The 11,332-nt window shown below is 32.4% G+C and carries 12 protein-coding genes; 9 read left to right on the forward strand and 3 right to left on the reverse strand.

Annotation, left to right across the window (positions count from 1 at the left end):
* Positions 1-4: 4 nt before the first annotated feature.
* The gene (locus J6D32_RS06485) at positions 5-172 is read left to right on the forward strand and encodes a PH domain-containing protein (RefSeq protein WP_287467429.1); all 168 of its coding nucleotides are present in this window, start codon (positions 5-7) and stop codon (positions 170-172) included.
* A 478-nt stretch (positions 173-650) separates the two neighbouring features.
* Here J6D32_RS06485 and J6D32_RS14075 read toward each other — a convergent pair whose 3' ends face one another.
* A complete protein-coding gene (locus J6D32_RS14075) occupies positions 651-857 on the reverse strand; it encodes a helix-turn-helix domain-containing protein (RefSeq protein ID WP_132943024.1) in 207 nt (68 codons plus the stop codon).
* Between the two features lie 1,277 nt (positions 858-2,134).
* Positions 2,135-3,079 carry a pectinesterase family protein gene (locus J6D32_RS06490; RefSeq protein WP_132943025.1) on the reverse strand — a complete coding sequence of 315 codons (945 nt, stop codon included), beginning with the start codon at positions 3,077-3,079 and terminating at the stop codon, positions 2,135-2,137.
* A gap of 175 nt (positions 3,080-3,254) precedes the next feature.
* On the opposite strand from J6D32_RS06490, the gene J6D32_RS06495 reads away from it, so the two are divergent.
* A complete protein-coding gene (locus J6D32_RS06495; protein ID WP_006785776.1) occupies positions 3,255-3,731 on the forward strand; it encodes a dual specificity protein phosphatase family protein in 477 nt (158 codons plus the stop codon).
* Between the two features lie 80 nt (positions 3,732-3,811).
* Positions 3,812-4,180 carry a hypothetical protein gene (locus J6D32_RS06500; RefSeq protein ID WP_006785775.1) on the forward strand — a complete coding sequence of 123 codons (369 nt, stop codon included), beginning with the start codon at positions 3,812-3,814 and terminating at the stop codon, positions 4,178-4,180.
* 16 nt (positions 4,181-4,196) lie between these two features.
* On the opposite strand, the gene J6D32_RS06505 is transcribed toward J6D32_RS06500, so the two are convergent.
* The gene (locus J6D32_RS06505) at positions 4,197-5,378 is read right to left on the reverse strand and encodes an MFS transporter (RefSeq protein ID WP_006785774.1); all 1,182 of its coding nucleotides are present in this window, start codon (positions 5,376-5,378) and stop codon (positions 4,197-4,199) included.
* A gap of 269 nt (positions 5,379-5,647) precedes the next feature.
* Here J6D32_RS06505 and J6D32_RS06510 point away from each other — a divergent pair, with 269 nt between their 5' ends.
* The 6 genes from J6D32_RS06510 to J6D32_RS06535 all read left to right on the forward strand — a co-directional run bounded on the left by J6D32_RS06510 (position 5,648) and on the right by J6D32_RS06535 (position 11,067).
* Positions 5,648-6,439, forward strand: coding sequence for a hypothetical protein (locus J6D32_RS06510; RefSeq protein WP_229040175.1), 792 nt, complete (start codon positions 5,648-5,650; stop codon positions 6,437-6,439).
* A 308-nt stretch (positions 6,440-6,747) separates the two neighbouring features.
* Positions 6,748-7,920 (forward strand): THUMP domain-containing class I SAM-dependent RNA methyltransferase, encoded by a 1,173-nt coding sequence (locus J6D32_RS06515; protein ID WP_006785772.1) that lies wholly within the window; start codon positions 6,748-6,750, stop codon positions 7,918-7,920.
* A 182-nt stretch (positions 7,921-8,102) separates the two neighbouring features.
* Entirely contained in the window at positions 8,103-8,303 is a 201-nt protein-coding gene (locus J6D32_RS06520) for a cold-shock protein (RefSeq protein ID WP_006785771.1), read from the forward strand.
* 118 nt (positions 8,304-8,421) lie between these two features.
* Complete coding sequence (locus tag J6D32_RS06525) at positions 8,422-8,703, forward strand: rhodanese-like domain-containing protein (RefSeq protein ID WP_006785770.1); 282 nt, start codon at positions 8,422-8,424, stop codon at positions 8,701-8,703.
* 194 nt (positions 8,704-8,897) lie between these two features.
* Complete coding sequence (locus tag J6D32_RS06530) at positions 8,898-10,235, forward strand: alkaline phosphatase family protein (RefSeq protein WP_055165644.1); 1,338 nt, start codon at positions 8,898-8,900, stop codon at positions 10,233-10,235.
* Positions 10,228-11,067 carry a phosphatase PAP2 family protein gene (locus tag J6D32_RS06535; RefSeq protein WP_006785768.1) on the forward strand — a complete coding sequence of 280 codons (840 nt, stop codon included), beginning with the start codon at positions 10,228-10,230 and terminating at the stop codon, positions 11,065-11,067. Before J6D32_RS06530 ends, J6D32_RS06535 begins: the two co-directional genes overlap by 8 nt.
* Positions 11,068-11,332 lie beyond the last annotated feature (265 nt).

Raw genomic sequence — 11,332 nt, forward strand, 5'->3', positions numbered from 1 at the left:
AAACATTCCCTATCATAAAATTTCGTGTTTTAGTTTGGAGGCAGCTGGAACAGTGGATTTAGATGTTGATTTTAAGATCTGGGTATCAGGATATGGCGTTATTGAAAAAACCATTGCAAGGGGTGTTAATGTCACAGAAGTAAGCAAAATTTTAGCGGCTTATATTTGTTAATAAGAAAAGGGGATATAAGGAAGTAGCTTTTATAATGATGAAAGATAAATATAGTAAACACTATGCTTAGTATTCTATAAATTATCAGCTTAAACTGCCATTCCTTTAGTGTATATAAAAGATGACTTCGTATATTAGTTTGAAAATAAATGAAAATTTTTTCACCAATAAGAATAAAAAAAGGAGCTATGGTTCGCAGATAAAGCTAATTATCTATTATCCGATAGTTCCTCTTATTTAAAGGTCACACATTAGTTTTAGAAGATGTACATTAAATTTAATAGTTTTTATAGGAAGAAAATAAATTTAGAAATACAGATCATCCTTACCACATAAAATAAAAATTAATGTGTAGTCATAAATTATTTAATATATTCTATAAATGGGGTATATTCTATAAATGGGGTATATTCTATAAATGGGGTATATTCTATAAATAAAAATTAGATAGTTATAGTAAGTTTGATGATAATTAATTTTAATTTTTCTGATTCAATTCTTTGTGAAGCGTATTAAGGTCAATATTTAGAGCTTTACAAATTTTTAGCGCATTCTTTAACGACATTCCCATCGGATCTCTTACACCGCTAGTCCAAGCTGCAATAGTGGATTGGCTTAAACCAGTCATTCTTGATAGTGCATACCCAGTTATTTTATACTTCGATAAAAAGGAATTAAAGGACAAATAGAATGCTCCTTTCGTATGATTAGATGTAATGGATATTTATTAAAGTTTGTGGTGTATTTTAAATGACAATACTACACTATTGTGGTATATTTTGTTATTTTCTCTATAATTTAAGAATTTTTTGAGAAATTATAGTATATTTTGAATGACAATACTACACTTTTGTGGTATATTTATGTTTCAAGGGATAAAAAATAAATTTAGAAGATTTATCAAATTATTATGATGATGCTTTTGAAAATTAGATTTTTTCTAATGATTTTATAACCACTTCTAATTGGTTAATTAGTAATTCAAGCTTTGTTATATCTGTGATTAGTCTATATGTTTTATTTTTTTCGGTATTAGAAATCAAGGATTGATGAAGTAAAGAGGTTTTATGGAAGTGGATTAGCTTTACTTCATCTATAATGAGTAAGATATTGTTTAAATGATTAGGTGAGATCATTTTCAACCTCCTTTATTAGGTTATTAGTTATTCATTCATAAAATAAATAAAAAAGCGGGTCTAGGACCCTTCAATATTGATAGGTATTTACAGTAATAAAATCATACTCGTGAGATATAATTACTTAATGGTTTAAAAAAAAAATCCAAGTCTAGTTATAATAAGATGAAGATTGTTCTAATGATTTAGTTTTTTTAAAAAAGGTATATAGTTGTGTGGTAAAGATTTATATTAGAGAAATAGAATGTTAAAAAAAGTATTTTATAACTAGACACATGAATTATAACAACAAATGACAAAATATACAATAATTTTAATGTTTTAATTTTTCGACAATATTTGATGTTTTTTTTGCTAGACATACGCAATTATAGCGGATCATATCAACATATACAACGTTTTTTTCGACAAAAAAGCGATGAAGTTTCGATAGTTGAAAATAAATTTTTTTCTTGATATTTATTTTGAATAGTAAACTTTTTTATTTTATTAATAGAGATTATTTATAGTCAGGATAAATCATTAATCCTGTATTTTATTTTTATATACTATTAAAAAAGTGTTGTGAATATTATATAAAAAAGAGCTATAACGAGATAGCTTCAAAAAAAGGCTCTAATTACTACAAAAGGTCTATGCTTAGCATAGACCTTTTTAAGCATTTATAATTGTATTTATAGTATAATTATGAACTATAAATACAGTAAATAGTAGGTTCAATATTTTATAAAATCATTATTTTTAGTTATTTTGAAAATTACTATTCATCTTGTTTAATCACTAATTTGTTTCAATGAAATATTGATTTTAATTTTACGGTATTCCCTTAACATTTCGGATTCCAACCTTTTAACACACGTTCGCGAGTATAATAAGTTGGATGATCAATGACTTTGGCATATGAAGCTCGTTGATGGGGTGTTGCACCGGGACCATAACTGTTGTATTCAACAAATTGTACGGTGTCATGAGAGCTTAATTTTCCCCAATCATCCCATCCTAGAGGGTGAATATGATGGCCCATATAACAATTTAAAAAAGCAACGTGTGCATATTCTCTCCAAGGACGACCAAGGAAAACTGTGTGCGGTGTGGCATTACTTAATAATTGGCAAGATTCAAAGACGTAGCCGTAGGGTTCTTCTTTTTGAGTAGAGGCAGCTGTAATATAACTGTGTCCGTTTAATGCATTTGAAAAAAGAGTACATTTTTCAAAGTAAGCCGTTGCGCTTCCAAAGATAAAATCAATATCTCCTTGAATGTAGCAGTTGTTAAAGTATTGGCGTCCCACTTCTCGTTTAGCGTGTTCTCTTGGGCCGACAAAAGACCCAGGCTTAATAGGTGCTGGTGGTAGAGGTCCCGTAAATAGCGTATCTTGATGCGCCAGGAAATAGCAGTCGTGAAATTGAATACAATCTCCATCTACATATAATGCGAGTGCTTGTCCTACCTCACTTCCTTTTCCCGCTTCGTTTTTAAAGGTTAAGTTAGAAAAGCATAAATGATTAGCTCCAATTAAAGCCGTATACGTTCGAAAGGTCTGATAAATTTCATCTTCATTCCATTGCTTTTTGGCATAATCAGAGAAGGTAATGATTGTTTCTTTTGCCTCTTCCCCAATAAAGGTTAAATGGGGCTTTTCAATCACCAATTTTTCTTCATAGACTCCCTTTTTAATATAAATCGTTTCAGGTTTACTATCTGAGATGGAATCAACCGCTTCTTGAATCGTAAAAAAATCTCCTGTTCCATCTAATGCGACACGTATCATCGTTTTTCCCCCCGGTATTAGAATTATAATAAAATTATATCAATAATTTTCTATAAATGTATCGTTAAATGAGCATTAGATGGAAGGAAAAAGAAAATCATTGATTAGAAGGTGATAAATTTCAAAAATCTACAATAAACTATAGTATAAGAGCTAAAGAAAAGGATGTGATCAAATGGAAATCAAAATTATGAGTCAACAAGAAGCACAGGATTGGAGCTATGACCAATGGATGGGCGTTGCTTTATTGGTATCCATTGTTGGAACAAATACAGAGCCCCCAAACTTTTATCATAACCCAAGAATTGTTGAAAAAATATCATTAGCCTTTGATGATATTACGGAGGTAGCGGATAGTCAAACGTTACTGTCTGAGGCGCAGTGTCATCAAATTAAAGATTTTGTCTTAGATCATGCAGAAGAAGTAGAAAGTATCGTCATTCATTGCTTAGCGGGTGTATCTCGTGGTGCTGCGATTGCTTTTGCTATTTGCCGTTTACTTGGAATGGATGACATGTGGATTTGGACGTCTAATTGTTATAAACCAAATTCGTATTGTGTTGAAAAGTTAAATCGGGTTTTAAACTTAGGTTTAACCGAAGAGGAAATTGATGCTCGGCACGCCTTAATCACCTTAGAAAAAGTCAGCTAAAACCATTTGTTGTAAGCGTTGATAAAAATAGGGTGACATGTTAAGATAAGGGTGAAATACTTCTGAATGGGGATGAGTTTATGGAAGCGCAAAAAAGATTTAACCTTAGTCTTGTGACTGCTGTTTTAAACTTAATTGCAGGAGTTGTCTATTTGTTAGTAAAACTCGTAATTCCACAAATTGAATTAACAGGTGGGCTATCGGAACCAGCAAAAGGGTTTTCTGGTTTCATGCTATTAGTGTTCTCTTGTTTCGCACTAGGATTACTTGTTCTTAACCTCATTACAATGGCTTACTTAAATCGAGAAGGAAAAAAAGTGAAAGGAGCTGTGATTGGAGCAATTGGTCATACTTTTTCATTTTTTGCAATTGGTGCCTTTTATGGCATTCCATCGTTCGTTTTATGCCTCATTAGTTCCTTGTTATTATTTAAGCCTAAAAAGTATTAAACTAAAAAGACATCAGCTATGATTTGCTGATGTCTTTTTGTTTTGTTTTATATTCTTTAATCAGAACGATTAAAGCAATAAATGCAGTAAAACTTCCGACTAAAAACGGTAATTTACTTCCATAGTCATATAAGAAACCAGCAAGTAAAGAACCGACAATCATCCCAAGAGATCTGGCCGAATTCTGGATTCCCATGATTTCGCCAGCATTGTCTTTTGCATGTTTTGAAATCATACTCTGATAAATCGGTTGTGCTAATGGTAAGACGATGAAGAAGATGATTAAGAATAATCCAACAATTATCAGATTAGAACTAAAGGCCCACATAAACAATGAGAAAGCAGTTAAGGCGATGACCACCATTAATGTTTTTAGTTCATCGTATTTAGCAGCCAGTTTTGGACTAATTAAGAAGTTAACTAAAATGGCACAAATGGGTGCGATACTTAAAACGAGTCCATTTAATTGAGTTGGAAGTTTTAAATCTGATTCAACAAAGTAACCGATTGTTGAATTATAAGACGTTGTGGTAATGTTCATAAAGGCAACCGTTATAATCAAGCTTCCAAGTGTTGATTTAAAATCAATCGATTTCTGGCTCAGTTTTAAGTGGTTAGTCGCAATAGAGGCTTTTCCTTCTTTTTTCGTTTCAATGGTTTCTTTTGTGAAAAGACCAAGTGCAATCGTTAATAAGATGCAGGCAATAAATTGGGCGATGAATGTGTACTTATAATTTGACGCTCCGATCCATCCTCCAATATTAGACCCGAGAGCGGCTCCCATTGCTGTTGTGGCAGCTAAGTAGGCCAGTGATTTAGCACGATTTTCTTTTGTTGAAAGATCGCTAATAGAGGCCATTATAACAGCGACGTAACTAACGCTTAAAATTCCCCCAAGAATCCTGAAGATTGAAATGACACCTGCTGTTTGGCTAAGTCCGAATCCAAGTTGTACGGTTCCATATCCTAAAACACCAAGCATCAAGAAGCGTTTACGCCCTTTGTAATCGGAAAGACTTCCCCAAATCGGTGAAAAAATATAGCTACCTAGAGACATCATGGCAAAAAATAATCCAAACATATATGACGGTAGCCCTAATTCATTAATAAGGCGAGGTGTGACGGGATGAGCAAAGTTAAAGACCGTCATGATTAACAAGTTAAAAATCAAAAATTTTCTTAATGATTGTTGTTCCATGTATCCTCCTAATTTTGAGACATTTAACTATCATTATATAAGACTTATCCTATGAATTCAAATGACACATTCTTTGTTTTTTTTCTGACATGAATAAAAACGTCGAATTCTTTTTTTTGATTAAAGTCATACGCTGAATCTAAATCACGTAAGCTACAATATAAAGAATTATTTTAAAATAATGAGACATCATGAATGAGGATTGTTATGTCGTAACGATAAAGATAACACATAAAAAAAGATCTAATAGCACATACGAAAGGGGGAAGTTGCTAAAGTTAATCACTTTGGCAATGAGGGAGATGTCGACTAGAAAAAGAAAGTATTATCGTAACTGGTATCAAGAATGGAAACTCGAAGAAGAATTAGAGGAAGGAAAACAGCTATATGAAAAACCACGAATAGACCCGACACAATATAAGGCGAATCATGATTTAAGCCGTCAGTACGCAGGGAATCGTCAAAATCATAAATCCTCAAATCAACACCTCAACTTATCGCTTTCAAATGATGGAATGGGAGCTGATGTTTTACGAGGTATATTAGTGGGGCTACCACTTGTCATTGTTTTAGTTACTATTTTGTATGCAAGTGGCGTGATTCCACAAGAAAAACTTCTTGGATTATTTGGAGTGAATTCAGTGAGTCCAATCACAACATATCTAACCGAGTATGACGAATTAATGTCAATGCATAATGAAGTGAATCAACAACTTACCTCACATTTAAAATTAAATGATTTTTCAGATAGCTATAAACAAGAACTTCAAACTATTCAGCAAAATATTGAAATTAAAACCACTGGTATCAGTGAAGGGGCAGATGAATCTTTTTCTAATTTAAATCGCCTATTATCTTATAAATTAGCTAGCTTAAATCAAATGGTAGAATTAGTCATAGCAAATGAAAGCATGACATCTGAAGTCAGCGATTATTATAGCCAATTTGTGACCGATCAAAATCAAGTGGGCACACAAATTACATCGGAACTGACATCATTGCTTGATCAGCAAAACATTAAGTACGTGAAACAAGTCAATGGAACCATTGAAATTAAATAAAAAAAAAGTCATTCAGTGAATAATTGAATGACTTTTTTTGTTTAAACGGTTTCTTAATCGTTCATGATATAAAGGATACTTTCGGTTTAAACTGATACGATTCAAACGACAAAGTTAGATAATCGTTGCCACCAGTTCAGATTAATGATAAACTTAAAAATGGTATTTTGGGCCATCTTAAAAACGACGTTGTGAGTTTGAGTAAGATGGATAGAATAAAAGAGTAGTTTAAATCTAATTTTGTAATTAAATGTCATCTCAGTATTCGTTTAACTAAACGATCTACTTTAAGATAAGGAGAAATATATATGGATTATCAATTAATTGCAACAACCACATTTGGAATTGAAGCCGTAACAGCTCGCGAATTAAAACGATTAGGTTACGAAGATTTAAAATTAGAAAATGGTAAGGTTCATTTTGAAGGAGATGAAATGGACATCGCCATTACAAATACATGGTTACGTACAGCAGAACGTGTTTTAATCAAAGTAGCAGAATTTGAAGCGACAACATTCGAAGATTTATTTAATCAAACAGAAGCCATTGACTGGAGTCAATACATTCCAGTTAACGGGAAAATGCATGTTGTAGGGAAGTCGGTAAAATCAACTTTACACAGTGTACCTGACTGCCAATCAATCGTAAAAAAAGCCGTTGTTAAAAGTATGCAACGCGCGTATAACCAAGATTGGTTTACAGAAGATGGACCGGTTTATAAAATTGAAGTAGCATTACTTAAAGACGTTGTGACATTAACAATCGATACATCAGGAGCGGGACTACACAAACGTGGATATCGTGAATTCGCTGGAGAAGCTCCGTTAAAAGAAACATTAGCAGCAGCTTTAGTTTACTTATCACGTTGGAAACCAGAACGCTTACTGGTTGACCCATTCTGTGGATCGGGAACGATTTTAATTGAAGCAGCTTTAATTGGAAATAATATTGCACCTGGATTAAATCGTCAATTTGTTTGCGAAGATTGGCCATCAATGGATCCTGAAATTTTTGAACAAGTTCGTGACAGTGCTCGTAAAGCCATCAAGAATAACTCATTACGTATGTTTGGTTATGATATAGATGGACAAGTTTTACGTACGGCTCGTCAAAATGCTGAAAAAGCAGGAGTTGCTAAAGCAATTGAATTCCATCAATTAGACTTCCATAAATTCTCTTCTAATTATAAATACGCCTATATGATTACAAATCCTCCATATGGAGAACGTATCGGTGAAGAGGATGAAGTCTTCAAATTAAACAAAAAATTAGGAATCATGAAACGTAAATTAGATACTTGGGATTTCAATATCTTAACGTCGTTCTCTAAATTTGAAAAAGCATTTGGACGTGAAGCGGATAAAAACCGTAAATTATATAATGGACGTATCTTAACACGTTACTATCAATATTTTGATAATAACTTAAAACAAAAATATGGAGCAGTCGTATCTGAAACAGCTGTTTCAACAGAAGAATAATCATTAAAAGCTACTTTTTTAAGTAGCTTTTAAAATTTTTTTATAAAATATGAATAATTTTAAAAATAAAACCAACAATATTAATGATAGTTCCATCAGTTTTAATATTTAATAAATGACATGTATTAGATGAGATGTAACTAATTAATTAAAATGATTTTATTTTTGGAGGTTTTTTTAACATGGCAACAGGAACTGTAAAATGGTTTAATGCTGACAAAGGATACGGATTTATTACTGTTGATAACGGTGATGAAGTGTTTGCTCACTTCTCAGAAATTCAAAGTGATGGATTTAAAACATTAGAAGAAGGTCAAAAAGTTGAATTTGAAATTACTCAAGGAAACCGCGGACCACAAGCTTCTCATATCGTTAAACTATAAGCATTAACTTAAGAGACTATTAGACTTTCCTGATAGTCTCTTTTTTTATTTATTGCATGTCATTTTATAAATAAAAGAATCAATGGTACAATAAGAGAGGATAAGGAAGGTGCAAAATATGAAACACATTCATATCAAAGATTTAAAACCTCAATTAAATGAGATCAATTTAATAGATATTCGCGAGGCATTAGAATTTAAAACGTTACCTAAATTAGCGCAAGCCAGACATATCCCGATGCAAGAATTAGTGAGAGAACCCCATCAATATTTATCAAAAACAGAGTGCTATTATTTAATTTGTCGTTCAGGAGCTCGTACGGAGCAAGTGACAGCATACCTAAATTCTTTAGGATACGATGTCATCAATGTATTAGGTGGAATGTTAGAATATCGATAGGTTGGAGTTGTATTTTATGACAACTCTTTTTTTATGAGCTAAACATAATCTCTCGTTATATTTAAGTGTTTATAAAAATAAGGTGTAATAAAAGGTAAAGGGGAGAATTTAATGGGGGCAGTGAAAACATGAATAAAATAATGAAAGTAATGATATACATAGGAGTAATCATTATTTTAATAGGGGGAGTTTGGATGTGTTTTGATTTGGGACAAGTATTCAAAAAAACAGCTTATACAGGAAATGAAATAGCTAAACATGTCATCATGATTAGTTTAGATGGTGTATATGAAGCGGATTTTGATAACTTAATGCAACGCCCTGTTTTTTTAGAGTTAATTAACAGGGGAGCCTATTCTAATCAAGTAACTACCGTCTATCCAACCTTAACTTATCCCATCCATACTTCAATCGTCACTGGAACGACTCCGGATAAACACGGAATTTATCATAATCACCAGCTACAGGTAGGAGTCCCAATCAAAAACCAAACGTGGTACTGGTATCAAGATGAAGTAAAAGTTCCTTCATTGTTTGATAAACTCGCACAACATCAATTTGTGACGGCTAGTATTTTATGGCCAGTCACAGGGCGAGGAAATATCACTTATAATATTCCTGAAATTATTGCCTTAGCAGGAGAAAACCAAGCAACGAAATTATTAGAAAGTGGTACACCGATGTACTTGGTTAAGTCCTATTTGAAATATGGAAAAATCCTAGGAGATGGTACCCAACCTAAGTTAGATCAATTTTCAACCGCTGTAGCAGTTGATACGATAAAATCTAAGAAACCTAATTTGTTAGCGATACATCTTATTTCCGTTGATCATTTTCGGCATGATTTTGGTGTTGAATCTATTGAATCGGTGAAGGCATTTAATGTGTATGAGCAATCAGTGATGGAAATTGTAGAAGCAGTAAAGGAAGCGGGATATTATGATGATACAGTCTTTGTTGTGACAAGTGATCATGGGCAGATGGATGTTCATCAGAATGTTTATTTAAATAATGTGTTAAAAAGAGCGGGTTATATCACTGAAACAGAAGATGGACTAGATTACAAAGCTTATGTTCAATCCCTTGGGTTAGGAGCTTATGTTTATATTAAAGACCACGATTCAGTTATCAAAAAAGAAGTGATGACGTTACTGCGATCTGTCATGCAAGATCCTACTTACGGTATTGAAACTATCTATACAGTTAATGACTTGAAGCGTCTTCATGCTTCATCAGATGTTGATATTGCAATTGAAGCCAAGGCGGGCTATCAATTTAAAGATGATTTAACCTCTAAAGATGTTAAATCAAATTTTACAAAAGGTAATCATGGCTACTCACCGCTTAAGGCAGGTTATAAAACTATTGTCATGATTTCAGGTGTCGGGATAAAAAATCAATTTGAGATGGGAAATATAAGCGTCATGGATATTGCTCCAACTATTGCTAGCATACTAGGATTAGATTTTTATGATTGTGATGGCAGGGTGTTGAATGAAATATTTGAAGAAGGGGAAAAAGAAAATGAGTGAGTTAGATATTATACGCATGATACAAAGTATACATAATGAAGTTTTAGATCAAGTGGTTCAGTTTATCACGATGTTAGGAGAAAGTGCCGTTATTTTGTCGGTGATTCTTTGTATTTACTGGGGCTATAATAAAAAGTTTGGTGAATACATAGGCTATTCTTATTTTACAAGTTGTTTGTTAAATAATTGGATTAAGAATATTTTTAAAGCAGAACGTCCGATTGGTAAAGAAGGGATTCGTTCTCTAAGAACTCAGACGGCAACAGGTTATTCATTTCCAAGCGGACATACGCAAGGAGCCTCTTCAACCTATTTTGCGATAGGAATATTCCTGAAGAAGCGCTCGATTAGATGGGGAAGTTTACTTCTTATATTATTAGTTGCGATTTCTAGACTCTACTTAGGTGTTCATTATCCGCGTGATGTAATAGTTGGATTACTGCTTGGAATTATAGTCGCAACGATTACGTATTATCTTTATGAAAGAACAGAAAATAAACAGTTCTTATATTTAGCGACTTTAATTGTTTTCATTCCTGGGATTTTTATGACTTCAATAGATTTTTCAAAATCATTAGGAACATTTATTGGATTTGCGCTCGGAACAACAATTGAAAAAAGGTATATTCAATTTCAAGAGAATACAACACTAGTGATTAAAATCTTAAGATGCTTAATTGGAATTCTTGTTATTTTAAGTCTTAAACATGTATTCAAAGAAATCCTAGGAGAGATTAGGAATGCAACTTTTATTATTTATAGCAGTATAAGTTTTATAGGATTTGGTATCTATCCCTTGTTTTTTAAGGGGAAAGGACAAGAGAAAAAGTAGCATCATTAGATGCTACTTTAAAATTCTTCAAAAAGTTTGAAAATAGGTTTGACAAAAAACGACAAACTTGATAATATATAGAAGTTCGTTTCAATAAAAGGTAATGAATTGAAAAACTTTTTTCAAAAAAGGTTTGACAAGAAACGACAAACTTGGTATTATATAGAAGTTCGTTTCTGGTAAATAAAACGAACTAACAAAGAATTTTAAAAAGTATTTGACAAAAGAGATGTTGGTTGATAAAATAATCGAGTAACTTCTTGAA

The organism is Turicibacter sp., assembly GCF_017941855.1.
GTDB lineage: Bacteria > Bacillota_I > Bacilli_A > MOL361 > Turicibacteraceae > Turicibacter > Turicibacter sanguinis.